Below are 26,163 nucleotides of genomic sequence, written 5' to 3'. Positions count from 1 at the left end.
CGTCAGAACCTCACTCTCGGGTCGATCAGGGCGGCGACGACGTCGACGATGAAGTTGGTCACCGCGACGATCACCGCCAGCATCGCGACGATGCCCTGGACCGCGACGAAGTCACGGGCCGACAGGTACTGGTTGAGTTCGAAGCCCAGGCCGCGCCACCCGAAGGTGGTCTCGGTCAGGACCGAACCGCCCAGCAGCATCGCGATCTGCAGGCCCATCACGGTGATGATCGGCACGAGGGCGGGGCGGAACGCGTGCGTCCGGACGAGCCGCGACTCGCGGACACCGCGGGAGCGGGCCGCGTCGACGTACTCGGAACCGAGCGACCCGATCATGTTCGCGCGCACGAGGCGCAGGAAGATGCCGGCGGTCAGCAGTCCGAGGGTCAGCGCCGGCAGGACGGCGTGCTGCAGCACGTCGCCGATGACCGCCGCGTTGCCGGTCCGGAGCGCGTCGACGATGTAGATGCCGCTCGCGCCGGGGATGCCGTCCAGGATGAGTTCCACCCTGGTCGATGCACGGTCGCCGAGGGGCAGCCAGCCGAGCCACACCGAGAAGACGAGCTTGAGCAGCAGGCCGCCGAAGAACACCGGGGTCGCGTACGTCAGGATCGCGAGGGCACGGAGCAGCACGTCGGGCCACTTGTCGCGCGTGTACGCGGCCAGCATGCCGAGCGGGATGCCGAGCACGAGCGCGACGATGAGGGCGTAGAAGACGAGCTCGGCGGTCGCGCCGCCGTACTGCAGGATGATCTCGGTGATCGGCCGGTTGTCGGTCGACGCGTTGCCGAAGTCACCGCGCAGGATGCCGCCGAGGTACTCGAAGTACTGCACGAGCACGGGACGGTCGTACCCGGCGGCGTGCAGGCGTTCCTGCAGCTGCGTCGGGGTGAGTCGGCCGCCGACCGACGCGGTGATCGGGTTCCCGATGACGCGCATCAGGAAGAACACGAGCGTCACCAGGATGAAGACGGTCGGGATGATGAGGAGGAACCTGACGAGGACGTACCGGCCGAGTCCGCCGCCACTGCTCTTGGCACGACGTTGTGCCTGTGGCTTGGTCGGATCGGTGCCGTTCACGTCCTGGGTCGCCTCGGGGGTGCTCAGGGTCACGGGGAGGGGTGCCTTTCATGCCGGTGCGCAGGCACGCGGGCGCTCCTCGTGGGAACGCCCGCGGCCTGCGCGAGGGGCGTGGTGCTACTTGCTGAGGGTGGCGTACCGGAACTTGAACGAGGCGTCGAGGGTCAGGCCCTTGACGTCCTTGCCGGCGACGGCGACGGACTTGCCCTGCAGCAGGGGCAGCGTCGAGATCTGCGATGCCTCGCGCTCCTGGGCCTGCTCGATCAGGTCGGCACGCTTGTCCGGGTCGGACTCCGCCTGCTCCTTCGCGATGAGGTCCTGGATGACCGAGTCGTCGTAGTGGTTCTGGACGAAGTTCTCCTTGGTGAAGAACGGCGACAGGTAGTTGTCGGCGTCGGAGAAGTCCGGGAACCAGCCGAGCTGGTACTCCGGGTACGCGTCCTTCGTGCGCTCCTGCGCGTAGGTCGTGTAGACCGTCGACTGGATGTTGACGGTGAACAGGCCCGAGTCCTCGAGCTGCGTCTTCAGCAGCGCGTACTCGTCGTCCGAGGCCGAACCGTAGTGGTCGGGCGCGTACTGGATGTCGAGCTGCACCTTGCCGGAGACACCGGCGTCGGCGAGGGTCTTCTTCGCCTTGTCGACGTCGGGGCCACCGTCGCCGTCGCCGTACATGTCCTTGAACGGCTGGACCGCACCGGTGAGGCCGTCCGGCACCATCGAGTACAGCGGCGTGAAGGTGTCGTTGTAGACCTCCTTCGCCAGGGCGGCGCGGTCGACCACGTCAGCAGCGGCCTGGCGCACGGCGAGGGCCTTCGCCTCGTCGGCGTCGTCCTGACCGGTGCCGAACGGCTGCGTCTTGAAGTTGAAGACCACGTAGCGGATCTCGCCGCCGGGGCCGTCGGTGACCTTGAGCTTGTCGTCCTTGCGCAGGTCCGAGATGTCGGTCGGCGTCAGGGAGCGGTACGCCACGTCGACGTCGCCCTTCTGCACGGCGAGCTTGAGGTCGGTCTCCTTGGTGTAGTAGTTGGCCGTCACCTCGTCGCTCTTCGCCTTGCCGAGCAGGCCGTCGTACTTCGGGTTCGTCTTGTACTGGATCAGCTGGTTCTCCTTGTAGGAGCTGATCTGGTACTGCCCGGCGAACGCCTTGCCCTTGACGATGTCGTCGGCGCTGGTGAGCTTCGTCGCGCTGAAGACGTCCTCGTCGACGATCGGGCCCGCGGGGCTCGAGAGCACCTGCGGCCAGGTCTGGTCGGCGTGGTCGAGGTTGAACACCACGGTCGTGTCGTCCGGGGTGTCGATGCTCTTGAGGTTGGCGAGCAGCGACTGCGGGCCGTTCTCGTTGTTGATCTTGAGCTCGCGGTCGAACGAGAACTTCACGTCACTCGAGGTGAGCTTGTTGCCGTTCGCGAACTCGAGGCCGTCCTTGAGGGTGACCTCGTACGTGGTCGGGCTCGTGAACTCCGCCTTCGTGGCGATGTCCGGCTCGACGTCCGGGCTGCCCACGGGCGTGTTCATCAGGAACGGGAAGACCTGGTTCTGCACGGCGAAGGAGCCGTTGTCGTAGGAGCCGGCCGGGTCGAGGGACGTGATCTTGTCCGTCGTCCCGATGCTCAGGCCGTTCAGCTCGGTGTCGCTGACGCTGCTGCTCGCGCAGCCGGTCAGCACCAGCGCCGTCGCTGCTGCTCCGGCGCCGAGCGCGATGCCGCGCCTGCCCCACGTGGCTGTGTGCTTCTTGAACACGGATGCCATGTTCGATGCCTCTCTTGAAGTTGGGTGCAAGTGTCCGGACCGGCGGGTGGTACGTCTGTGTGCCCGGCCAGGAACGCTCATTGGTATCACCCTGTCACGGAACAGATCGAACCGGGAGCGATTTGTTTACACCGCTGTAATGCAAGCACCCGTCGCGTGATGCATCATTCGTGCGCATCGAGCCGGCGCGCCGCACACGAAAGTTGCGCGGTGCAACCGGCCCCGCCCCCGGCCCCCGAGGTTCCGAAATCTCGGCATCTCGACGCTCGTATCGCCCGGAACTGGAACCTGGGCGTCCCGCACGCGGCATGTCGTGGAACCTCGGCACGCCGACCGGGAGGCCCGCCCTCGCCCCCTTGCCTCCGCCGACCGATCACGTCCCGCCTGCGGTCCCGCCTCGCCTCGCCCCCTTCGCATCCCGAGGTTCCGAAATCTCGGCATTTCGACGCGCATACGGGGCGGAATCGGAACCCCGGCGTCGCGCACGCGGCATGTCGTGGAACCTCGGCACGCCGACCGGGAGGCCCGGCACACCCCCGCAGCGACCGTCACCTCTGCGACGTGGTTGCGCCGCACGGCCTCAGTCACGTCGGGCGGTCGCGTCACCTCGGCACTCGTGCTCGCCGAGGTTCCGCGAAGTGCCGCTCGAGTGCGGCCAGATGCGCAGATTTCGGAACCTGGGCGAACGGCAGGCGGCGGGTCGAACGGGTCGACCGGGTCGAGCGGGTCGAACGGGTCGACCGGGTCGAGCGGGTCGAACGGGTCGAACGGGTCGAACCGGGTCGTACGACCCCTGGCGCTCCGGCGGCGCGGGGCTAGGACGCCTCGGCGTCGGCGCGGAGCCGCATGCGCTGCGCGTCGATGTCCACAAGCTGCCGCTGGATCTCGGCGCGCCGCTCGGCCTGCTCGTGCGGGTCCGCACGCTGCAGCTGTCCGAGCAACGAGGCCTTGCGGGCGAGCAGATCCCGCTCGACCAGGGCGACGACGATGCTCCGGCAGTACGCGGCGAGGTCCTCGGCGTTGCGGGCGGGGATCGGCGCGAGGGCCAGCTCGTGCGTCAGGGTGCGCAAGGGGGTCGGCACGTCGGCGAGCAACCGGTCGAGCCAGTCCCCCGCCCCGATGACGTCGACGTTGGCGACCACGGCGTCCCGCACGACGGCGAGCATCGGCGCCGAGAACGTGGCGGACGCGGCGAGCCCGAGCAGCGGCGCTCCCACCGAGGTCGGCTGCTGCACCATCGCCATGACGGCGTCGCGCTCCATGCGGCTGATCGGGTCGTTCGGCAGCGAGCGGATCCCGGCGACGGGCTCCTCGACCACACCGGCCCCGTCGGTGGCGTGACCGGCGCGGCCGTCGCGCCCCGGGCCTCCTGACCGATCGTCCGTCGACCCCGCACGCCGACGCGCGGTCTCGACCGATCGACGGACCTCGGGCATGTCCATGCCGAGCCAGCCGGCGAGCTCGCGGACGTACCCCTGCGTGAGCGACCGATCGCGGATGCCGGCGAGCACGGGGGCCGCGGCGCGGAGGGCACTGACGCGGCCCTCGACCGTCTCGAGGTCGTGGCCCTCCAACGTGCGGCGGATCATGAACTCGAACATCGGGCGCTTGTTCGTGATCAGGCGGCGGATGGCGTCGTCCCCGCGGGCGAGCCGGAGGTCGCACGGGTCGAGGCCACCGGGTGCCACCGCGACGAAGGTCTGCGCGGCGAACCGCTGTTCCTCGGCGAAGGCGCGGGATGCGGCACGCTGACCGGCCTCGTCCGGGTCGAAGGTGAAGACGACCTCGCCGTTGGCGTTCGGGTCGGCGCCGGCAAGGTCGCCGAGCATCGGGCGGAGCACCTTGATGTGGTCGACGCCGAACGAGGTGCCGCACGTGGCGACCGCAGTGGTGATGCCGGCGACGTGGCAGGCCATGACGTCGGTGTAGCCCTCGACGATCACGACCTGCTTCTGCTTCGAGATGTCGCGGCGGGCCAGGTCGAGCCCGTAGAGCACCTGGCTCTTGTGGTAGATCGGGGTCTCGGGCGTGTTGAGGTACTTCGGACCCTTGTCGTCGTCGAGCAGACGACGGGCACCGAACCCGATCGTCGCCCCGGTGACGTCGCGGATCGGCCACATCAGGCGCCCACGGAACCGGTCGTACGGCGACCGGTCGCCCTGGCTGACGAGCCCGGCCGAGGTGAGTTCCTCGAGCGTGAAGCCCCGACCGCGCAGGTGGTCCCTGAGCATGTCGAACGACTTCGGGGCGAAGCCGACACCGAAGTGCTGCGCCGCCGAGGGATCGAACCCGCGCTCCCCCAGGAACCGCCGTGCGGGGTCGGCCGCGGCGGTGGTGAGCTGCGCCGTGTAGAACTCGAGCGCGGCTTCGTTGGCGGCGATCAGCCGGGCGCGGGTGTTGTAGTCGGTGCGCGGCCCGTCGCCCTCTTCGTAGTGCAGGGTGAAGCCGATCTTCGCGGCCATCCGCTCGACGGCCTCGGCGAAGGTGGTGTGGTCCTGCGCCATGATGAAGCTGAAGACGTCGCCGTCCTCGCCGCACCCGAAGCAGTGGTACCGGCCGACCTGAGGCCGGACGTGGAAGGACGGAGAGCGTTCGTCGTGGAAGGGGCAGAGCCCCTTCATCGAGCCGACGCCCGCGTTCTTCAGCGTGACGTAGTCGCCGACGACGTCGGCGATGTTGACACGCGAGCGGACCTCGTCGATGTCGTTCCGCGCGATCCTGCCAGCCACTCTCTGATCCTAGTTCGTGGGACCGACCTCGGCCGACCGCGGCCCCGGGATGTGGACGAGCCACCGAGGCCGACGGCGGCCCCGAGACGTCGACGAACCACTGCGGCTCCACTCACACCGGGATGTGGACCGCTTCCCGCTCGCCGACGACCAACCGACGGTGCCAGGCGATCGCCCCCTGGTCCGTCAGGCTCGCGACCTGGTCGACCACGGCACGGAGTCGCCCGTCGTCGTCCGACGCCGCACGCCAGTCGGCGGCGAAGCCGGGCTCGAGGTCCGACGCACCCGACGCCGCCAGGGCGTCGAGCAGCTCCGTCAGGATCCGACGCTGGTCTTCGTACACCGGCTGCCGGTCACCCTGCGTCATCACGAACGCCGCCACGATCCCCTTGAGGACCGCGATCTCGCCGATGATCTCCGGCGGTGTCACCACCGATGCCGCGAACCGGACCAGGGACCCGGAGGCGTAGGACTCGCGGGTCGCGGCCGTCGCCGTCCGCGCGAAGCGTCCGATCAGCTGCGAGGTCAGGTTCTTCAGGTGTGCCGCGTCGCGCCGGGACCCGTCGTACGAGGTCATCCAGAGCGGCAGGGCCCGGAGGCGGTCGAAGGCCTCGAGCAGTTCCTCACGACTCAGGTCGTCGCCCACCCACGCGTGCATCGCGGTGACGATGTCGTTCTCGCCGACCCGGTCGCCGAGCGCCGCGACGTCGATGAACCCGGCGACGACGGCGTCCTCAAAGTCGTGCACCGAGTACGCGATGTCGTCGGACAGGTCCATGACCTGCGCCTCGATGCACCGCTGCCGCCGGGGCGCCCCGGCACGGAGCCACTCGAAGGCGTCGTGGTCGTCGTCGTAGAAGCCGAACTTGGTCCGACCCGATGACGACTCGGAGACGCCCTGCGCAGCCGGCCACGGGTACTTGCAGCTGGCGTCGAGCGACGCGCGCGTCAGGTTGAGCCCGAAGGGACGCTCGACGCCAGCGCCAGCGCCAGCCCCCGCGCCAGCCACGGCAGCGGCGCCCGACCCCGGACGGAGCCCGTACACCTTCGGCTCGAGCCGGGTGAGCAGCCGAAGCGTCTGCGCATTGCCCTCGAACCCGCCGATGCCGGCGGCCCAGGCGTTGACGGCGGTCTCACCGTTGTGGCCGAACGGCGGGTGGCCGATGTCGTGCGCCAGGCACGCGGTGTCCACCACGTCGGGGTCGAGGCCCAGCGAGTCCGCGAGCTCGCGACCGACCTGCGCCACCTCGAGCGAGTGGGTCAGGCGGTTGCGGGCGAAGTCGAGCCCGGTCGTCGGGCTGAGCACCTGGGTCTTGGCGGCGAGGCGGCGCAGCGCGCTGGAGTGCAGCAACCGGGCGCGGTCACGGGCGAAGTCCGATCGGCGGTTGCCGTGCTCTTCCGGGAGCCAGCGCTCGGCGTCGGCCGGGCCGTACGAGGCGGTGGCGCTCATCCGCCGCTGTGGTGCAGCTCGGCGGCGGCGAGGACCTTGCGGAACTCGCTGTCGACGTCGCGGGACTCGAGCCAGCGGTCGGGCAGTGCGGTGCGCTTCGGGTTGCCGGAGCGACCGCGGGGGCCCTCAGCGCCCTCGCCGGGGTACGGTGCGTCGCGGTCGAGCTGCCCGAGCAGGTCGTCGATCTCCTGCAGGCTCGACGACAGCGCGAGACCGGACCGCACGTCGCTGCCGATCGGGTACCCCTTGAAGTACCAGGCCACGTGCTTGCGGGCGTCGCGGCAGCCGTGGTCTTCGGACCCGAAGAACTCGACGAGCAGTTCGGCGTGCCGACGGAACCCGTCAGCGACCTCGCCCAGGGTCGGCATGTACCGCAGCCCTTCGCCGCGGAACGCCGCAGCCAGGTCGCCGAACAGCCACGGACGCCCGAGGCACCCACGCCCGACGACGACGCCGTCGACGCCGGTCTCGTCGACCATGCGGAGCGCGTCGGCTGCCGACCAGATGTCCCCGTTGCCGAGGATCGGGATGTCGGTGACGGCTTCCTTCAGCGTCGCGATCGCCGACCAGTCGGCGTGACCGGAGTAGTGCTCGTTCGCCGTGCGGGCGTGCAGCGACACCGCGGCGACGCCGGCATCCCGCGCGATGCGGGCGGCGTCGAGGTAGGTCAGGTGGTCTTCGTCGATGCCCTTGCGCATCTTCACGGTGACCGGCACGTTCCCTGCGGCGCGGACGGTCTTCGTGACGAGTTCGCGGAACAGCTCGAGCTTCCAGGGCAGGGCCGCGCCGCCGCCCTTGCGGGTGACCTTGGGCACCGGGCAGCCGAAGTTCAGGTCGATGTGGTCGGCACGGTCCTCGCCCACCAGGATCGACGCGGCCTCGGCCACGGTGTTCGGCTCGACGCCGTACAGCTGGATCGACCGCGGGGTCTCGGACTCGTGGTGCTGGATGAGCTGCATCGACACGGGGGTGCGTTCGACCAGTGCGCGCGAGGTGATCATCTCGCAGACGTAGAGACCGGCGCCGTACTCGCGGCAGAGCCGGCGGTACGCCATGTTCGTGATGCCCGCCATGGGCGCGAGCACGACCGGCACGTCGACCTCGATCGGGCCGATGCGCAGAGGCCGTGCGGGGGCTTGTGTGATCGTCATACCTGCTCCATCCTCCCACGTCGGTGCGCGCCGGTAGCGTTCTCCACATGACGATCGACGCCAGCACCCGGTTCGACACCGACGCAGCGGCCCGCGGCCTGACGGTCGAGGTCGTCGAACGCCCCGCCGCGGACTCCCTGCAGCAGGCCGCCGAACTGCTCGGCATCGACCCCGGCGACATCGTCAAGACGCTCGTCGTGAAGCGGCACGACGGCGGCTTCCTGCTCGCGCTCGTTCCGGGCGGCCGGAGCATCGCGTGGAAGAAGCTCCGCACCGTCGTCGGGGTGAACAAGCTCTCGATGCCCGACGCGGCGACCGCGCTCCAGGCGTCCGGCTACGAACGCGGCACGATCACGCCCATCGGAGCGACCGGCGACCTGCCCGTCTACGCCGACGACCGCATCGTCGGTCGACGGGTCGCCCTCGGCGCGGGTCGGCACGGCGCGAGCGCCTTCGTCGACGCCGACGACCTCGTCGCCGCGTACGGCGCGACGGTCGCCGACATCACCGACGAGGAACCGCAGCGCGCCTGATCGGTCCGGCGACCGACGGATCGCGCCCCCGCACAGCCGTCGCGCCCCGCAGAGTCGGGGCGCAACGACCGCACGGGGGCGCGAGAGCAGCAGCGCGGGGCGCGAGAGCAGCAGCGCGCGACGCGGCCCCCGCAGCGCGCGAGGCGCGACCAACGGAACCGTCAGTCCGGCACCTCGGTCCAGTCGCCCTCGGCACCGGCGAACGATCCGGCGTCGATCAGGCACGAATCACCGTCGCAGACCGGCGCACCGCCGGGCGTGACCAGCGTGAGCAGGCCGGGGCGCGCCTCCAGACCGGAGATCGCATCCGGAACCGACGGGGCGGACGGGAGGCCCACCCCACCCCCGACCGTGACCGTCGCGCCCGTCATCGGGTCGCCGCCACGTCGGCGCTCGCGTCGTCCGCAGCGCGTTCGGTCGCCGAGGCGACCTCGTCCGGAGTCGTCCCACGCAGCGCGACGACCTGCGTCAGCACCTGCTCGAACGCCGCCGGGTCCTGCGCGCCCGAGACGCCGTACTTGCCGTCGATCACGAAGAAGGGGACGCCGTTGATGCCGAAGGCCTGCGCCTGGGCCTGGTCGGCGCGGACGGCTGCGAGCTGCGAGTCGTCGCGGAGCATCGCGAGGACCTCGTCGCGGTCGAGCCCGATCTCGGCGGCCAGGTCGGCCAGCGACGCGTCGTCGCCGACGTGCTCGCCGCGCTCGAAGTAGGCGGTGAACAGGCGCTCGACCATGTCCAGCTGCTTGCCGTGCTGCTTGGCGAGGTGGATGACCTGGTGCGCCTTCACGGTGTTCGTGTGGTGCACGGCCTCGAAGTCGTAGTCCAGCCCGACCGAGGCCGCGATGCCGGTGACCTGGTCGAGCATCTGCTGCGCCTGCTCGACGGGCATGCCCTTGTGCTCCGACAGGAACTCGGCCTCGGTGCCCTCGAAGTCGACGGGGGTGTCCGGGCTGAGCTCGAAGGAGTGGTACTCGACCTCGACCGGGCGGCCGTCCGCCGAGGCGCCGAACGCGGCGACGCCGGCCTCGAACTTGCGCTTGCCGATGTAGCACCAGGGGCAGGCGATGTCGGACCAGACATCGACCTTCACGGAGTCGTTCATGCTGATCCCAACGCGGGCGTCGCGCGCGCATTCCCACAGAACCTGGTTCCGGCGATTGCGACGCCCGCGACGCCCGCGACGCCCCGCGACGCCCCTACGCGCCGAGCAGGCGCTGCGCCAGGTAGCCCTGCAGCTGGTCGAGGGCGACCCGCTCCTGCGCCATGGTGTCGCGCTCGCGCACGGTCACGGCCTTGTCCTCGAGCGTGTCGAAGTCGACCGTGATGCAGAACGGCGTGCCGATCTCGTCGTGGCGACGGTAGCGGCGACCGATCGCCCCGGCGTCGTCGAAGTCCACGTTCCAGTTCTTGCGCAGGTCGTCGGCCAGGCCGCGGGCGACCGGCGAGAGCTGCTCGTTGCGCGACAGCGGCAGCACCGCGGCCTTGACGGGGGCCAGGCGCGGGTCGAGACGCAGCACGGTGCGCTTGTCGACGCCGCCCTTCGCGTTCGGCGCCTCGTCCTCGTGGTACGAGTCGAGCAGGAACGCCATGAGCGCACGGGTCAGGCCGAAGGACGGCTCGATCACGTAGGGCACGTACTTCTCGTTGGCGGCCTGGTCGAAGAAGCGCAGGTCCTGGCCGGACGACTCGATGTGGTTGTTGAGGTCGAAGTCGGTGCGGTTCGCGACGCCCATGAGCTCGCCCCACTCCGAGCCGGTGAACCCGAAGCGGTACTCGATGTCGGCGGTGGCGTCGGAGTAGTGCGCCCGCTCGCCGTCCGGCACGTCGAAGCGGCGGAGGTTCTCCGGGTCGATGCCGAGCTCGGTGTAGAACGCGATCGAGTCGGCGATCCACTGCTCGTAGTGCTCGCCCGCCTCGGCCGGCGGCACGAAGTACTCGATCTCCATCTGCTCGAACTCGCGCGTGCGGAAGATGAAGTTGCCGGGCGTGATCTCGTTGCGGAACGCCTTGCCGACCTGGCCGATGCCGAACGGGGGCTTCATCCGGCTGGTCGTCACGACCTGCGCGAAGTCGACGAAGATGCCCTGCGCGGTCTCGGGGCGCAGGAAGTTCAGGCCCTCTTCGGACTCGACCGGGCCGAGGTACGTCTTGAGCATCCCCGAGAACTCGCGGGGCTCGGTCCACTCACCGCGGGTGCCGCAGTTCGGGCAGGCGATCTCGGCCATGCGGCCCTCGGGGTCGCGGCCCTTCTTGGCGACGAACGCCTCGATCAGGTGGTCCTCGCGGAACCGGTGGTGGCAGTGCAGGCACTCCACGAGCGGATCGGTGAAGGTCGCGACGTGGCCGGATGCCTCCCACACCTTGCGGGGCAGGATGACGGCGGAGTCGAGGCCGACCATGTCACCACGGCCGCGGACGAACCGCTGCCACCACTGACGCTTGATGTTCTCCTTGAGCTCCACACCGAGGGGCCCGTAGTCCCACGCGGAGCGGGAGCCTCCGTAGATCTCACCCGACTGGAAGACGAAGCCGCGGCGCTTGGCCAGGGCGATGACGCTGTCGAGACGGGAGGGCTGTGCCAAAGGGTGCTCCAGAGGTCGCCGAGCTGGGTGCTCGGTGCGGAAACGGTCCGGGCAAGACTACCGGCGTTCGTGACCCGGGAGGCCCGCCCCCGGTCCGCCCTCCGGTCACGTCCCCGACGTGGTCGCCCGCACCCCGCCCAGCGCGGCCGCCACGTCGGTCACGTCGGACTCGTCGTTCCACAGGTGGAACGCGATCCGGAGTCGCCCGGCACGCCCCGACGCGGTGAGCCCGGCGGCGGTGAGGGCGCGGAGGGCCGACCCATCGGCGTCCGCGAACGTCACGATCGCCTGCCCGTCGCCCTGCCGAGGCGACCCGAGGGCGTCGCACAGCCGATCCGCGAGACCGGTGGCGTGCCTCCAGACCGCCTGCCCGTCGAGCGCGACCGCGTGTTCGAGCGCAGCCACGGCACCGGGCCACGCCTGCCAGGCCGGCGAGACGTCGAAGCGACGGGCGTCGTCGGCCAGGCGCATGTCGGGGCCGTAGCACGAGGACCAGACGTCCGCCCCCGCGTACCAGCCGGCCTGCACGGGGCGGAGCCGACCGAGGGCGGTGTCGGAGAGCGTCATGAAGGCGACGCCGCGCGGGGCGCAGAGCCACTTGTAGGCGTGCGTCAGCGTCACGTCGAAGAGTGCCGCGTCGACGGGCAGGACCCCGGCCGCTTGCGTGAGGTCGCAGAGGGTGAGGGCACCGACCCGCCGGGCCGCAGCGACGACCGGCTGCGGATCCGTGACGGCGCCGGTGGCGGACTGCACGGCGGACCACGCCACGAGGGCGGTGCCGGGCCCGACGGACGCGGCGAGCCGGTCGAGCGGGACGTGCCGGACGCGGACGCCTCGGTGCGCCTGGGCGAGGAACGGGAAGACGACCGAGCTGAAGTCGCCGTCGGGCACGACCACCTCGGCACCGTCCGGCAGGGCGTCGGCGACGACCGCGGCCATCACCGAGGTCTGCGAGCCGGTCGCCACGTGGGACACCGGCACCCCGACGAGGGCGGCGAACAGCGCGCGGCCCTCCTCGACCAACGCCCCGTAGTGGGCCGGCGAGGTCTCGGCGCGTGACCACGCGTCGAGGTCGGCCCGCTGGGCGGCGAGCGTGGCCCGGCTGGGCAGACCGGCGGTGCACGCCGCGAGGTAGCCACGGCCGGCGGGGAAGGAGTCCATGCGGACAGCGTCCCGGCTCGTGCACCATCACACCAGGCCGGGTTCGTTGTGCAGCCGATAACATCGCGTGATGGACGACATCGATCCCCAGCTGCTCCGGGTCCTCCGCGCCGTGGCCGACGGTGGGTCGATCACCCGCGCCGCCGCAGCGCTCGGGTCGAGCCAACCCGCGGTCAGCCAGTTGCTCGCCCGGGCCGAACGGCGGCTCGGGCACACCCTGGTGCTGCGGTCCGGGCAGGACGGTCGCGGCGGGCGCGGTGCCACCCTGACGGACGCCGGTCGGGTGCTCGCGGACCACGCCCTGCACGTGCAGGCCGCACTGACCGCCGCGCGCGAGGACCTCGACGCCGTCGGGGGCCTGACCCGCGGTCGAGTGCGCCTCGCCGGGTTCCCGAGCGCCTCGTCGGCCCTCGTGCCCGCCGTGCTCGCTCGGCTGGCGTCGACGGCTCCGGGGGTGACGACCTCGTACGTCGAGGTCGAACCGCCCGAGGCGCTCGACCTGCTCCGGAGCGGGGAGGTCGACGTCGCCCTGACCTTCACCTACGTCGGCGACGAGGTCGGGTCCGCCCCGGACCCCGGGCTCGTCACGCGGGCACTCGGGCGGGATCCGCTCGCCCTGGTGACGCCGGCCGGAGGCTCGGGCAGCGCCCGCACCGTGAGTGCCGGTGCCGTGGGCGCCGGTGCCGAGGGCGCCGGTGCCCTGGGCTCTGGCGCCGTGGGCTCTGCCGTGGACCTCGCGTCGCACCGCGACGCCCGCTGGATCGGCGGCTGCCCCCGGTGCCGCGGCCACCTGCTCGCCTCGTGTGCGACCGCCGGGTTCACCCCGGAGATCGTGCTCGAGACCGACAACGCGGCTGCGGTGGTGGGGCTCGTCGCCGCCGGACTCGGCGTGGCCCTGCTCCCTCGGCTGGCGCTCGCGACGACGGTCATCCCCGCCGAGGTCCGGGTGGACCCCGTGGACGACGACCTGGCCCGCCGGGTCGAGGTCGTCATCGCCCGAGGGGCCGAGCGCGTCCCGAGCGTCCGTGCGGCCCTGGACGCGGTGCGGTCGGCGGCACACCTGCTCGACGGGCCGCTGCCCGGCTGACGGGTGCGTCAGGCGGTCGGGGCGTCGACCGCACCGCCGTAGCGACGGTCACGACGTGCGTACTCCTCGATCGCGCCCCACAGGTCCGTGCGCCGGAAGTCCGGCCACAGGCGGTCCAGGAACACCATCTCGGCGTACGCCGACTGCCACAGCAGGAAGTTGCTCGTGCGCTGCTCCCCCGAACTGCGCAGGAACAGGTCGACGTCGGGCATCTCGGGCACGTAGAGCCGCTTCGCCAGTGCCTTCTCGGTGACCTGGCTCGGCTTGAGGCGTCCCGCGGCGACCTCTTCGGCCATCCCCCGCACGGCGTCGACGATCTCGTTCCGGCCGCCGTAGTTGACGCACATCGTCAGGGTCAGCACGTCGTTGCGCGCGGTCATCTGCTCGGCACGGTCGAGCTCGTCGATGACGCTCCGCCACAGCCGAGGACGGCGTCCGGCCCACCGCACCTTGACGCCCCACTCGTTCAGTTGGTCGCGCCGACGACGGATCACGTCGCGGTTGAAGCCCATCAGGAACCGGACCTCTTCCGGCGAACGCTTCCAGTTCTCGGTGGAGAACGCGTACGCCGAGATGTGCTTGACGCCGATCTGGATCCCGCCGGCGACGACGTCGAGCAGCGAGGCCTCGCCCGCCTTGTGTCCCTCGATCCGGGTGAGCCCGCGGCCGTTGGCCCACCGGCCGTTGCCGTCCATCACGATCGCGACGTGGTCCGGCACGAACCGGGCCGGGATCGCCGGAGGCGTCTCACCGGTCCAGTCGATCGGGCGGAACGGCTCGGCGTCGTCGGGGCGGCGGGGGCTCATGCGGTGGGTGTTCCTTCGACAGCGGGATCGGGCTCGGGCACGGCGGGTGCGGGGGTCGAGGCCACCGCGCGTGCCGTCGCCTCGGGTCCGTCGTGGGTCAGCGGCACGGGCAGCGGGTGCTCCGAGCGGTCGACGTGCGGCAGGGACCGGAGCGATCGTTCCAGGTGCCACTGGGCGTAGGCCGCGACCACGCCGGAGGCCCGCGACCGCGTCCGTTCGTCGGTGGCGTCGACGCTCGCCCAGTCACCGGCGAGCAGCGAACCGAGCACGCCGAGGGTCGCCGGGTCGAGCCGCGGCGTGCCGGGAGGCGCAGCCCGGTCGGCGACGACCCCGCCCAGCTGCACGACGAACGCGGAGTGCGGGCCGGGCTCCCCCGTGACCGCACAGTCGCTGAACGAGGGCGCCCAGCCCGCGATGCTCATCGCACGGAGCAGGTAGGAGTCGAGCGTGGCGCTGGAGTGGTGCTCACCGCGCGACAGCGACCGCAGCGCGCCGACGAGCAACAGGTACTGCTGCAGCCCGGCGTCGGCCTCGCTCAGGCGGTCGGCGGTCTCGACCATCGCACTGGCTGCCGTGTAGGCGCCGTAATCGGCGACGATCTGCGCCCCGTAGGCCCCGAGCGACTCGGCCTGCGTGACGATGTCGAGCGAGCGGCCCTCGTAGAACTGGGCATCGACGACCATGAACGGCTCGAGCCGGCTGCCGAACTTCGACGCCGTCCGCCGCACGCCCTTGGCCACCGCACGGATCTTGCCGTGCTGCCGACTGAGCATGGTGACGATGCGGTCGGCTTCCCCGAGCTTGTGGGTGCGCAACACGACGCACTCGTCCCGGTACAGCGGCATGCCCCCAGTATCCCCCGCCCCGCCGACACCGCGCCGCGCGCTGCGCGCCGCGCGCTGCGCGCGCCGCGCGCCGCGCGCGCCGCGCGCCGCGCGCGCCGCGCGCGCCGGGGTACCGAGCGGAATCGGGCGTACCTCGTCGGAAGAAAGCACCCGGTACGCCCGATTCGACTTGCCATCGCAAGTGACGGGGGAAAGACCGGGCACAGACGGGAGGCGCGGTGCGAGTCCAGCCCGCACCGCACCTCCCGGTCTGGTCGCGTCTCAGGCGGAGACGAGCTCCGGCGAGTCGGCGCCGGCTGCGGCACCGGCGCGTACCGCGCGGTTCACCGCGGACACGATCGCCTTGAGCGAGGCCGTCGAGATGTCGGCGTCGATGCCGACGCCCCACAGGCGCACGCCGTCGACGTCGAGCTCGACGTACGACGCCGCCTTGGCGTCACCGGAGGCGCTCATCGTGTGCTCCGAGTAGTCGTACAGCGTGACCTGGACGCCCTGCTCGGCGAGGACCTTGAGGAACGCGTCGATCGGACCGGTGCCCACGGCGTCGGCGGTGACGGAGCCCTCGTCGACGCGGAGTGCGACCGACAGCGAGGTCGTGCCGTCGAAGTCGCTCGAGGTCGCCGTCTTGGTGAGCTCGTACCGGCCCCACTTGTCGTCGTCGGTCGAGGCGGGCAGGTACTCGTCCTGGAACACGTCCCAGATGCGCTGCGACGAGAACTCACCGCCCTCGGTGTCGGTGTGCCGCTGGACGACGCCGGAGAACTCGATCTGCAGCTTGCGGGGCAGGTCGAGGGCGTGGTCGGTCTTGAGCAGGTACGCGACGCCGCCCTTGCCGGACTGCGAGTTGACGCGGATGACGGCCTCGTACGACCGGCCGATGTCCTTCGGGTCGACGGGCAGGTACGGCACCGCCCACTCGATCTCGTCGATGTCCTTGCCCGCGGCGGCGGCCTTGGCCTTCATCGCCTCGAAGCCCTTGTTGATGGCGTCCTGGTGCGAGCCGCTGAACGCCGTGTAGACGAGGTCGCCCGCCCACGGCTGACGCTCCGGCACCGGCAGCTGGTTGCAGTACTCGACGGTGCGCTTCACCTGGTCGATGTCCGCGAACGAGATCTCCGGGTCGATGCCCTGCGTGAACAGGTTCATGCCCAGCGCGACGAGGTCGACGTTGCCGGTGCGCTCACCGTTGCCGAACAGGCAGCCCTCGATGCGGTCCGCGCCGGCCATGTAGCCCAGCTCGGCGGCGGCGACGGCGGTGCCGCGGTCGTTGTGCGGGTGCAGCGACAGGATGACGTCCTGGCGGTGGGCGAGGTTGCGCGACATCCACTCGATCGAGTCGGCGTAGACGTTCGGCGTCGCCATCTCGACGGTGGCCGGCAGGTTGATGATGACCTTGCGGTCGGGGGTGGGCTCGAAGACCTCGAGCACGGCGTTGCAGATCTGCAGCGCGACCTCGAGCTCGGTGCCCGTGTAGGACTCCGGCGAGTACTCGTAGTAGACCGTCGTGTCGTGCTGCAGCGTCGCCTCGGCCGCCTTGCACAGCTTCGCGCCGGCCACCGCGATGTCGACGACACCCTGCACGTCGGTGCGGAAGACGACCTCGCGCTGCACGATCGACGTCGAGTTGTACAGGTGGACGATGGCCTGCTTCGCGCCGTCGATCGCCTCGTACGTGCGCTGGATGAGGTGCTCGCGCGCCTGGGTCAGCACCTGGATGGTGACGTCGTCGGGGATCGCGCCCTCGTCGATCAGGCTGCGGACGAAGTCGAAGTCGGTCTGCGAGGCGCTCGGGAACCCGACCTCGATCTCCTTGTAGCCCATGCCGACGAGCAGGTCGAACATGGCGCGCTTGCGCTCGGCGTCCATCGGGTCGATGAGCGCCTGGTTGCCGTCGCGCAGGTCGACCGCACACCAGCGCGGGGCCCGCTCGATGCGCTTCGTCGGCCAGGTGCGGTCGGGCAGGTCGACCGCGATCTGTTCGTGGAAGGGGACGTACTTGTGGATCGGCATCCCGGAGGGCTGCTGCGTGTTCTGCATCGTTCGTCGCTTTCGTGTGCTCTGGGTGAGGGCGGCCACGACGGACTCCGCGACGAGGTGGGCCGGTGTGTCAGGCCTCGTCGCGGCAGCGAAGGAGGAGGAGTGCCGAGTACATCGCGTCCACGGTAGCACCGGCGGGCTGCTGTGTGACAAGCGCGTCAGTGGTCGGCGCCCGAGTGGTCACGACATGCCGCCGGTCGGTCGTCGCGGTTCCACGAATCGACGCCAGCGCCGCCGAGAACTGCAGATCGTGGAACCTCGACGAACGCGAGCGGCGCGGCGGGCGCGGGCGCGGCGGGCGCGGGCGCGGCGGGCGCGGGCGCGCAGCACGGCGGACGGGAGGCACGGTGCCAGCTTGCACCGGGCCTCCCGTCCGCCGCGTGGTGCGACCAGGGCGCCGCGTCAGTCGACCGCGAGCGCCTCGGTCGGGGGCACGCGCATCGCGCGCCGCACCGGCGCGATCGTCGCGACGACCGCGAGCACGAGCGCCCCGACGACGACGATCCCGATCGTGAGCGGCGGCAGCACGGGCGTGACCGGGTGCCCGAGCGACCCGAGCAGCGTCTGCCCGCCGACCCAGCCGTAGAACGTGCCGAGCACGAGCCCCGAGACGACGGCGGCGACGACCATCTGCACGGCCTCGGTCACGATCATCCGGCGGACCTGCGCCCCGGTGAGACCGAGCACCCGCAGCAGCCCGAGCTCGCGTCGGCGCTGGAGGACCCCGAGTGCCAGCGCGTTGACGACCCCGACGGCGGCGATCACGGCCGAGAACCCGACGATGACGCTGACGACGGCGTTCAGCTGCACGAAGAAGTCGCGCTGCGCCTGCACCATCTCGGTCGTCATCTGGCCCTGCCCCATGCCCTTCAGCTGGGCCTCGAGCACGTGCTGCATGATCCCCAGCGCGACGGCGAAGGTGACGAGCAGGGTGACGCCGATGACGAGCCCGATCGTCGCCCGCGAGGACCGACCCGGCGCACGCATGGCGTTGCGGCCGGCGAGCAGGACGACCGGGTCGTGCGAGCCGATGCGTCCGATGAGCTGGAGCACCGGCGGCATCACGATGGTCGCCCCGACCGCGACGCCGGCGAACGACACGAACCCGCCGAGGGCCGCGGGCAGCACCGCGATCGGCGAGCTCGCACTGACCGCGAGCCCGATGAGCATCAACGCCGCGCCGCCGGCCATGAGCACGATGGCCCAGACCTTGCGGGCGGTGCCCGAGCGGACGTCGTCGTGGCTCGGCTCGACGCTCGAGGACAGCGCCTCGAGCGGGGTGACGGTGAGCACCCGGCGGGAGCCCGCGGCGAAGGCCCCCCAGGTCGCCAGGACCACGGCCACGACGGGCAGCACGAGTTCCCACGGCAGGAGCGTGTAGTCGGTGTCGGGCAGGAACCCGTTGCCGCGCAGGACGACCACGAACAGCGCCGACAGCCCCGTGCCCACGACGGCGCCGATCAGTCCGCCGAGCACCCCGACGACCAGTCCGGTCCGGGTGATCCGGGCCCGGAGCGTGGCACCGGTGGCACCGACGAGCCGTTGCAGCGCGATGATGCGGGTCTGCCCGGCGATGAGGGTCGCGCAGGTGTTGGCGGTGACGATCGCGCCGACGTACAGCGCGATGCCGAGGAACAGCCACCCGACCACCGACAGGATCGCCCTGACCGGCCCGAGGTCGGCGAGCCCGGCGGCGCCGAGCGCCTCGGTCACGATGCCCGGGGCGATGACGAGGGCTGAACCGAACGTGGTGCCGAGCGCGGCGACCAGCACGGTGGGGGCGAAGGAGCGGACGCCGTTCACGCTGCCGCCTCCATCCCCAGCATCGTGGTGGAGATCGCTCCGGCGTCCATCGCCGGGCGGTCGGCGACGACCCGGCCGTCGGCGAGGAACAGGATCCGGTCGGCATTGGCGGCGGCGACGGGGTCGTGCGTCACCATGACGACACTCTGACCCCACTCCTGCACGGCCCCACGCAGGATCGCGAGCACGTCACGACCGGTGCGCGAGTCGAGGGCACCGGTCGGCTCGTCGGCGACGACGACCGCCGGCCGCGAGGCGAGCGCCCGAGCGATGGCGACGCGCTGCTGCTGCCCGCCGGACAGCTGGTGCGGGCGGTGCGACAGCCGGTTGCCGAGTCCGAGCTGGTCGACCAGGCGGTCGATCCACGCGCTCTCGTCCTTCGACGGCTTGTGCCCGCCGAGCAGGAACGGCAGCCGGATGTTCTCGCTGACGTCGAGCGTCGGCACCAGGTTGAACGACTGGAACACGAACCCGAGCCGGCGGCGACGGAGCTCGGTCAGGTCCTTGTCACCGAGCCCCGTGATGTCGACCCCGTCGATCTCGATGCGGCCCGCGGACACCGCGTCGAGGCCCGCGGCGACGTGCATGAGCGTCGACTTGCCGGACCCGGACGGCCCCATCACGGCGGTGAACTCCCCCGCGCCGATGTCGACGCTGACGTCATCGAGCGCCGTCACCCGGCGTGCGGCGTCGCCGTAGTGCTTGGACACGTGGTCGAGTCGGATGATCGGAGCGTGGCTGGTGGTCATGCACCAACCATGACGGCCGGGAGGCCCGTCCCGCGTCCGTCGGGCGGCTCCTGTGGATGAGCCGCTCGGCTCGACTTCCTGTGGACGGGTCATCCGATCGGATGACGTCCGTCAGTCGGCCTTGCTCACCAGCCCGTGCTCGTGTGCGAACACGACGAGGCGCACGCGGTCACGGAGTCCGAGCTTCGTCAGGACTCGCGAGATGTGGGTCTTCACGGTCGCCTCGCTGACGTACTCGTGCTGCGCGATCTCGCTGTTGCTGAAGCCGCGGGCCGCCAGGTCGAAGATCTCGCGCTCGCGCGGGGTGAGGTCGTCGAACGTCGCCGGCACGGCGGCGGCCTGCTCGACGGAGTCGTCGTAGCGCCGCAGGAGTTCCCGCGTCGCCGAGGCCGCGAAGACCGCGGTGCCAGCGTGGACGGTCCGCACGGCGGCGAGCAGGAACTCGGGGTCGGCGTCCTTCAGCACGAAGCCGCTCGCCCCGGCCCGGATGGCCTTCGCCGCAGCCTCGTCGAAGTCGAACGTGGTCAGCACGAGCACCTTGGCGCCGTCGGTGCCAGCCTGCTCGACGATGTGCGCGGTCGCCGTGATGCCGTCCATCACCGGCATGCGGACGTCCATGAGCACGACGTCCGGTCGGGTGCGCCGGACGAGTTCGACGCCCTCGGCACCGTCGCCCGCCTCGCCCACGAAGTGCAGGTCCGGTTGGGAGCCGATGAGCATCCGGATGCCGGTGCGGAAGAGTGCCTGGTCGTCGACGAGGGCGACGCGGATCCGGCCGTCGGCCGGCGGGGTGGTGGTCATCGGGCGGTGCGCTCCTGCTCGGTCGGACTGATGGTCGGGGCGGGGGCCGACCCGGCGTTCGGGCTCGCGGTCGGGCTCGCGGTCGGGGTGATGCGACCGCGGGGCATCTGCCCGCTCGCGGGGACGGCGGGCATGCGGACGGCGACCTCGAAGTCAGGGCCGCGGACCCCGGCGGTCATCGTGCCCCCGGTCATGGTGGCACGCTCGCGCATGCCGACCAGGCCGTGCCCGGTGCCGGGACCCCGGGTGCCGTCGTCGGCTCGGCGGTTCACCACCGCGATCTCGACGGTGTCCGGGCGGTAGGTCAGCGATGCGTGCACCGGGGTGCCGGGTTCACCGTGCTTGTAGGCGTTCGTCAGGCTCTCCTGCACGATCCGGTACACCGCGAGCTGCGTCGTGGTGGGGAGGCCTGCAGGGTCGCCCTCGCGCTCGACCCGGACGTCGAGGCCGACCTGGCGCATCTCGCCGACGAGCCGGTCGATGTCGTCGATCTCCGGCGTCGGGACGGTCCCCTGCTCGTGCCGGAGCGCACCGAGGAGCTCGCGGACGTCGCCGAGGGCCCGGCGGGCGGTGGTCGAGATGGTGCCGAGGGCCTGGTCGGCGACGGCGGGGTCGGCCTTCAGCGCGTAGCGGGCTCCGTCCGCCTGGGCGATGACGACCGCGAGCGAGTGCGCGACGATGTCGTGCATGTCGCGGGCGATGCGCACGCGCTCCTGTTCGACCGCGACCGCTCGGTCGGCTCGGGCGGCGTCGCGCTCGGCGAGCAGCTGGGCCTCGCGGCTCATGCTCGCCGACCGACGGGTGCGGACCACGAGGCCCGCCAACCACGGCAGGAGCAACAGGAGCAGGACGACGGCGAAGTACGAGACCGTGACCTGCACCGACTCCTGGAACGGCGTCGAAGCGGTCTCGATCGTCAACCGGTTCCGGTAGTCGTCGACGCCGATGTACAGCGCCGCGGTGACGGACCCGACGATGGCCGAGACGAGTCCGGCCAGCCGCACCCGCCGACTGCCGTAGGCGCTCGTCGTGTAGAGCACCGCGGCGATGAAGGCGTTCGACAGGTCGGGCATCTGGCCCGTGACCATCTCGAAGACCGCGAACACCCAGGCCACGGCCAGTGCGAGTCCGGGCGACAGCCGTCGGAGCGCGAGCGCCGCGCTCATGCCGACGACCGTGACGACCGCGAGCGGGGAGTCCATCCCCCGCGCCGAGGTGATCAGCACGAGCGAGCCGAGCACCACGGCGATGACGACGTCGGTGATGACCTGCGCGCGCAGCATGGGACGGAACACGCGTCCACGGTACGGCGGTCGGCTCACGGGCGCGTCCCTCGTGTGGATGACTCCTGGCGCCGGACGCTCAGAAGCCGAGGCGGCCGAGCTGCTTGGGGTCACGCTGCCACTCCTTGGCGACCTTCACGCGGATGTTGAGGTACACGTGCCGACCGCCGAGCAGCGACTCGATCTCGACGCGGGCGCGGGAACCGACGTCCTTCAGGCGCTCGCCCTTGTGGCCGATGACGATCGCCTTCTGGCTGTCGCGCTCGACGAACAGGTTCGCGAAGATGCGCAGGGGTCCCTCGGCGTCGTCGTCCTCGTCCGGCTCGACGATGTCCTCGATCACGACGGCGAGCGAGTGCGGCAGTTCGTCGCGGACGCCCTCGAGCGCAGCTTCGCGGATGAGTTCGCTGATGCGTTCCTCGTCGGTCTCCTCGGTCACGGCCGACGAGTCGTACAGCTGGGGCGACTCCGGCAGCAACGAGGTGATCTCGCCGAGGAGGTCCTCGAGCTGCAGGCCCTTCGTGCCGGACGTCGGGATGATCGAGTCCCAGTCGCGGAGCCGGGAGACAGCCAGCAGCTGCTCGCCGACCTTGTCCTTCGAGGTGCGGTCGATCTTCGTGACGATCGCGACCTTCTTGGCCCGCGGGTACTGGTCGAGGGTGTCGTTGATGAAGCGGTCGCCCGGGCCGATCGGCTCGTTGGCGGGGACGCAGAACCCGATGACGTCGACGTCACCGAGGGTGGACTGCACCAGGTCGTTGAGCCGCTCGCCGAGCAGGGTGCGGGGACGGTGCACACCGGGGGTGTCGACGATGATGACCTGGCCGTCGGGCCGGTGCACGATGCCGCGGATCGCGCGGCGGGTGGTCTGCGGCTTCGACGAGGTGATCGCGACCTTCTGGCCCACCAGCGCGTTCGTCAGCGTGGACTTGCCCACGTTCGGACGCCCGACGAACGAGACGAAGCCCGCGCGGTAGGGCTTGCCCGAGGCGGTGGGGGTGGAGTCGGAGTCGGTCATGCGTGCGTGGTTCCCGTCGTGGTGGTGGCGTCGTCGAAGGCGTCCTCGACACCCGCGAGGGCGTCGGTGCGTTCGGCGAGCACGGTGATGAGGTGGCGGCGCTTGCCCTCGACCCGGTCGGCCGTCAGCACGACGCCGGACACCGTGATCGTGTCACCGGAGATCGCCAGGTGGCCGAGCTCCTTGGTGAGCAGGCCGCCGGCGGTGTCGACGTCGTCGTCGTCGAGCTCGATGCCGAACAGGTCGCCGAGCTCGTCGACCGGCAGCCGGGCCGAGATGCGCCAGAGGCCGGGCTCGACCTCGACCCGGTCGACCACGGCGCGGTCGTACTCGTCGGAGATGTCCCCGACGAGCTCTTCGATGAGGTCCTCCATCGTGACGAGACCGGCGACGCCGCCGTACTCGTCGACGACCAGGACCAGGTGGTTCTTCGCGACCTGCATGTGCCGCAGGGTGTCGTCGGCGGCCTTCGACTCCGGGACGAACTCGGCCGGACGCAACAGCCGGGTGACCCGCTCGCTGCCGGACCCCGGTCGCTCGTACAGCGCCCGCGACACGTCACGGAGGTACAGGACGCCGAGGACGTCGTCGCTGTCCTTGCCGGTGACGGGCATACGGGACACCCCTGCGGCGAGGAACTGCTCCATGCCCGCGGCGAGCGTGTCCGAGCCGTCGACGGTGAGCATGTCGGTGCGCGGCACCATCACCTCGCGCACGAGGGTGTCGCTGAACTCGAAGACCGAGTGGATGAGCTCGCGGTCCTCGTCCTCGAGCACGTTGCTCTCGGTGGCCTCGTCGACGAGGGACAGCAGTTGTTCTTCGCTCGACACCGTCGAGGCGCTGCGGCCGCGGCCCGGGGTCACGCGGTCACCGATCCGGACGAGCAGGCCGGCGAGCGGACCGAGCACGATCCGGACGGCGCGCACCAGGCCGCCGGTGGACGCCAGCAGCCGTTCGGCGTGCGCTCGTCCGACGCTGCGCGGACTCGACCCGACGAGCACGAACGACACGGCCGTCATGATCGCGGCGGAGACGATGAGCGCCACCCACCAGCTGTCGAACGCCCGCACCAGGGCGATCGTGACGAGCACGGCCGCGGCGGTCTCGGCGAGCACGCGGAAGAAGTTCAGGGCGTTGACGTGCGCGCCGACGTCGTCCGCGATCGCCTCGAGCGCACGACGACGCTTGTTGCCGCGGGCGATCTCGTCGAGGTCGGCACGGGACACCACGGAGAGCGCGGCATCGCTCGCGGCGAGGAGCCCGCCGAGCACGACGAGCCCGAGCGCGACCGCGAGCAGACCGACGACGACGAGCATCGGCTACCGACCCCGGCGCTGGGCCGCGAAGGCCGTCAGGATCTCGCCCTGCAGGCCGAACATCTCGGCCTTCTCGTCCGGCTCGGCGTGGTCGAACCCGAGGAGGTGCAGGATGCCGTGGCAGGTGAGCAACAGCATCTCGTCGGTGCTGGAGTGCCCGGCGGTCTTCGCCTGTTCCTCGGCGACCTGCGGGCAGAGCACGATGTCGCCGAGCAGGCCGGCGGGCGTGGGGTCCTCTTCGGTGCCCGGTCGGAGCTCGTCCATCGGGAAGCTCAGGACGTCGGTGGGGCCGGGCTCGTCCATCCACCGCACGTGCAACTGCTCCATCGCGCCCTCGTCGACCAGGACGATCGCGAGTTCGGCGTCGGCGTGCACGTGCATCGCGTCGAGGGCGAACGCGGCGAGGCGCTGGATGGCTGCCTCGTCCACCTCGACCCCGGACTCGTTGTTGAGCTCGATGCTCACCGGTTGCCTCCTCGGGCGTCGTTCTGGGGGTACGGGGGTCGCTGGCGGTCCTGCGGCGGCCGACCACGGCGCTCGGCACGGTTGGCGCCGTCGGGGTTGCCGACCGGCGCGGTGCCCCGGCCACCGGGACGGTGACCGGCCTGCTCGGCGAGGCGTTCCTCGTCGTAGACGGTGTAGGCGTCGACGATGCGACCGACGAGCGTGTGCCGCACGACGTCCTCGCTGCCGAGCCGGGCGAAGTGGATGTCCTCGACCGTCTCGAGGATCCGCGTCACGAGCCGGAGTCCGGACACGTTGCCCGGCAGGTCGACCTGGGTGATGTCACCCGTCACGACCATCTTCGAGCCGAACCCGAGACGGGTCAGGAACATCTTCATCTGCTCGGGTGTCGTGTTCTGCGCCTCGTCCAGCACGACGAACGAGTCGTTGAGCGTCCGGCCGCGCATGTACGCGAGTGGCGCGACCTCGACCGTGCCCGCAGCCAGCAGCTTCGGGACCAGCTCGGGGTCCATCATCTCGTTCAGGGCGTCGTAGAGCGGCCGCAGGTACGGGTCGATCTTGTCGGTGAGCGTGCCCGGCAGGAACCCGAGCCGCTCGCCGGCCTCGACCGCGGGACGGGTCAGGATGATGCGGGTGACCTCGCGCCGCTGCAGGGCCTGCACGGCCTTCGCCATCGCCAGGTAGGTCTTGCCGGTGCCGGCGGGGCCGATGCCGAACGTGATGGTGTGCTCGTCGATGGCGTCGACGTAGGCACGCTGGCCGTCGGTCTTCGGCCGCACGGACTTGCCGCGGCTCGACACGATCGGCGTGCCGAAGGTGTCGGACGGCTTGCGGTCGTCGTCGAGGATCCGTGCCGACATCGGGATGTCCGACGGGCCGATGTCCTGCCCGCGCTTGACCATGCCGACGAGTTCGTCGACGAGCGCCTTCGCCCGCGCGACCTCGCGCTCGGGCCCGGTGAGCGTGACCTCGTTGCCGCGGACGACGACCTTGACGCCCGGGTACTGCCGTTCGACGGTCTTCAGCAGGCGGTCCTGGGGACCGAGGAGCTGGACCATGGCGATGCCGTCGACCTGGAGGGCGACAGAGACGACCTGGTCGTCGTCGGTGGTGGGCTGTGCTGGTTCGTTAGCCGGCAATGTTGCCTTCCTGCAGTTCACCTGCGAGTACGTGCGCGTGCACGTGGAACACGGTCTGACCGGCGGCTTCGCCGGTGTTGAAGACGAGACGGAACTGGCCGCCGGCGCGCTCGTCGGCGATGCGCTGCGCGGTGGCGACCAGGTGGGCGAGGAGGTCGGGGTCACCGGCCGCGAGTTCGGCGACGTTCGCGTACTGCTCGGTCTTGGGGATGACCAGCACGTGGACGGGTGCCTTCGGGGCGATGTCCTCGATCGCGATCACGCGATCGTCCTCGGCGACGACGGTCGCCGGGATCTCGCGCGCGATGATCTTGCTGAAGACGCTGGGCGTGCTGGTGCTCATGACTCCATCGTAGAACGCAGGACCGACCTCGGGCCTT

General features: G+C 71.1%; 23 protein-coding genes. 2 read left to right on the top strand and 21 right to left on the bottom strand.

Annotated features, from left to right (window positions below):
• Positions 1-2: 2 nt before the first annotated feature.
• The 5 genes from ITJ60_RS16710 to dusB form a co-directional block, all read right to left on the bottom strand.
• Complete coding sequence (locus ITJ60_RS16710; protein WP_123340547.1) at positions 3-1,079, bottom strand: ABC transporter permease; 1,077 nt, start codon at positions 1,077-1,079, stop codon at positions 3-5.
• Between the two features lie 117 nt (positions 1,080-1,196).
• Entirely contained in the window at positions 1,197-2,828 is a 1,632-nt protein-coding gene (locus tag ITJ60_RS16705) for an ABC transporter substrate-binding protein (RefSeq protein WP_194648739.1), read from the bottom strand.
• An 815-nt stretch (positions 2,829-3,643) separates the two neighbouring features.
• Positions 3,644-5,557, bottom strand: a complete 1,914-nt coding sequence (gene dnaG, locus ITJ60_RS16700; protein WP_194648738.1) for a DNA primase — start codon at positions 5,555-5,557, stop codon at positions 3,644-3,646.
• A gap of 112 nt (positions 5,558-5,669) precedes the next feature.
• On the bottom strand, positions 5,670-7,007 hold the full coding sequence (locus ITJ60_RS16695; protein WP_194648737.1) for a deoxyguanosinetriphosphate triphosphohydrolase: 1,338 nt from the start codon (positions 7,005-7,007) through the stop codon (positions 5,670-5,672).
• Positions 7,004-8,158: a tRNA dihydrouridine synthase DusB gene (gene dusB, locus ITJ60_RS16690; protein WP_123340413.1), complete on the bottom strand. Its 1,155-nt coding sequence runs from the start codon at positions 8,156-8,158 to the stop codon at positions 7,004-7,006. The genes ITJ60_RS16695 and dusB overlap by 4 nt, the downstream gene beginning before the upstream one ends.
• Before the next feature lie 47 nt (positions 8,159-8,205).
• Between dusB and ITJ60_RS16685 the strand changes: the two genes are divergently transcribed.
• A complete protein-coding gene (locus ITJ60_RS16685) occupies positions 8,206-8,691 on the top strand; it encodes an aminoacyl-tRNA deacylase (RefSeq protein ID WP_134193560.1) in 486 nt (161 codons plus the stop codon).
• A gap of 161 nt (positions 8,692-8,852) precedes the next feature.
• Here ITJ60_RS16685 and ITJ60_RS16680 read toward each other — a convergent pair whose 3' ends face one another.
• From ITJ60_RS16680 to ITJ60_RS16665, 4 genes are all read right to left on the bottom strand, one after another.
• Positions 8,853-9,062 carry a hypothetical protein gene (locus tag ITJ60_RS16680; RefSeq protein WP_123672642.1) on the bottom strand — a complete coding sequence of 70 codons (210 nt, stop codon included), beginning with the start codon at positions 9,060-9,062 and terminating at the stop codon, positions 8,853-8,855.
• A complete protein-coding gene (locus tag ITJ60_RS16675; protein ID WP_194648736.1) occupies positions 9,059-9,793 on the bottom strand; it encodes a DsbA family oxidoreductase in 735 nt (244 codons plus the stop codon). Before ITJ60_RS16675 ends, ITJ60_RS16680 begins: the two co-directional genes overlap by 4 nt.
• A gap of 94 nt (positions 9,794-9,887) precedes the next feature.
• Positions 9,888-11,273, bottom strand: a complete 1,386-nt coding sequence (locus tag ITJ60_RS16670) for a glycine--tRNA ligase (protein WP_123340409.1) — start codon at positions 11,271-11,273, stop codon at positions 9,888-9,890.
• A gap of 105 nt (positions 11,274-11,378) precedes the next feature.
• Positions 11,379-12,434 (bottom strand): aminotransferase class V-fold PLP-dependent enzyme, encoded by a 1,056-nt coding sequence (locus tag ITJ60_RS16665; RefSeq protein WP_194648735.1) that lies wholly within the window; start codon positions 12,432-12,434, stop codon positions 11,379-11,381.
• A gap of 70 nt (positions 12,435-12,504) precedes the next feature.
• Here ITJ60_RS16665 and ITJ60_RS16660 point away from each other — a divergent pair, with 70 nt between their 5' ends.
• Positions 12,505-13,521: a LysR family transcriptional regulator gene (locus ITJ60_RS16660; RefSeq protein WP_194648734.1), complete on the top strand. Its 1,017-nt coding sequence runs from the start codon at positions 12,505-12,507 to the stop codon at positions 13,519-13,521.
• 8 nt (positions 13,522-13,529) lie between these two features.
• Here ITJ60_RS16660 and ITJ60_RS16655 read toward each other — a convergent pair whose 3' ends face one another.
• From ITJ60_RS16655 to ITJ60_RS16600, 12 genes are all read right to left on the bottom strand, one after another.
• Positions 13,530-14,327 (bottom strand): isoprenyl transferase, encoded by a 798-nt coding sequence (locus tag ITJ60_RS16655; protein WP_131846220.1) that lies wholly within the window; start codon positions 14,325-14,327, stop codon positions 13,530-13,532.
• Positions 14,324-15,172 carry a DNA repair protein RecO gene (gene recO, locus ITJ60_RS16650; RefSeq protein WP_194648733.1) on the bottom strand — a complete coding sequence of 283 codons (849 nt, stop codon included), beginning with the start codon at positions 15,170-15,172 and terminating at the stop codon, positions 14,324-14,326. The genes ITJ60_RS16655 and recO overlap by 4 nt, the downstream gene beginning before the upstream one ends.
• Positions 15,173-15,433: 261 nt before the next feature.
• Positions 15,434-17,209, bottom strand: a complete 1,776-nt coding sequence (gene leuA, locus ITJ60_RS16645; RefSeq protein ID WP_159574049.1) for a 2-isopropylmalate synthase — start codon at positions 17,207-17,209, stop codon at positions 15,434-15,436.
• Between the two features lie 402 nt (positions 17,210-17,611).
• Complete coding sequence (locus tag ITJ60_RS19400) at positions 17,612-19,012, bottom strand: ABC transporter permease (RefSeq protein ID WP_194648732.1); 1,401 nt, start codon at positions 19,010-19,012, stop codon at positions 17,612-17,614.
• Positions 19,009-19,761: an ABC transporter ATP-binding protein gene (locus ITJ60_RS16635; RefSeq protein WP_111085736.1), complete on the bottom strand. Its 753-nt coding sequence runs from the start codon at positions 19,759-19,761 to the stop codon at positions 19,009-19,011. Before ITJ60_RS16635 ends, ITJ60_RS19400 begins: the two co-directional genes overlap by 4 nt.
• 111 nt (positions 19,762-19,872) lie before the next feature.
• Complete coding sequence (locus ITJ60_RS16630; RefSeq protein ID WP_194648731.1) at positions 19,873-20,562, bottom strand: response regulator; 690 nt, start codon at positions 20,560-20,562, stop codon at positions 19,873-19,875.
• Positions 20,559-21,857 carry a sensor histidine kinase gene (locus tag ITJ60_RS16625; RefSeq protein ID WP_307860986.1) on the bottom strand — a complete coding sequence of 433 codons (1,299 nt, stop codon included), beginning with the start codon at positions 21,855-21,857 and terminating at the stop codon, positions 20,559-20,561. The genes ITJ60_RS16630 and ITJ60_RS16625 overlap by 4 nt, the downstream gene beginning before the upstream one ends.
• A 67-nt stretch (positions 21,858-21,924) precedes the next feature.
• Entirely contained in the window at positions 21,925-22,863 is a 939-nt protein-coding gene (gene era, locus ITJ60_RS16620; protein WP_194648730.1) for a GTPase Era, read from the bottom strand.
• Entirely contained in the window at positions 22,860-24,179 is a 1,320-nt protein-coding gene (locus ITJ60_RS16615) for a hemolysin family protein (protein WP_194648729.1), read from the bottom strand. Before ITJ60_RS16615 ends, era begins: the two co-directional genes overlap by 4 nt.
• 3 nt (positions 24,180-24,182) lie before the next feature.
• The gene (ybeY, locus tag ITJ60_RS16610) at positions 24,183-24,644 is read right to left on the bottom strand and encodes an rRNA maturation RNase YbeY (RefSeq protein WP_111085740.1); all 462 of its coding nucleotides are present in this window, start codon (positions 24,642-24,644) and stop codon (positions 24,183-24,185) included.
• The gene (locus tag ITJ60_RS16605) at positions 24,641-25,702 is read right to left on the bottom strand and encodes a PhoH family protein (RefSeq protein ID WP_228510585.1); all 1,062 of its coding nucleotides are present in this window, start codon (positions 25,700-25,702) and stop codon (positions 24,641-24,643) included. The genes ybeY and ITJ60_RS16605 overlap by 4 nt, the downstream gene beginning before the upstream one ends.
• Before the next feature lie 70 nt (positions 25,703-25,772).
• Positions 25,773-26,126, bottom strand: a complete 354-nt coding sequence (locus ITJ60_RS16600) for a histidine triad nucleotide-binding protein (RefSeq protein ID WP_194648728.1) — start codon at positions 26,124-26,126, stop codon at positions 25,773-25,775.
• Between the last annotated feature and the right edge of the window lie 37 nt (positions 26,127-26,163).

Origin of the sequence: Curtobacterium sp. VKM Ac-2884, assembly GCF_015350945.1 — a bacterium.
Lineage (GTDB): Bacteria > Actinomycetota > Actinomycetes > Actinomycetales > Microbacteriaceae > Curtobacterium.
Note: the sequence above shows the minus strand (reverse complement) of the source record. Positions and strands in the feature narration are given on the sequence as shown.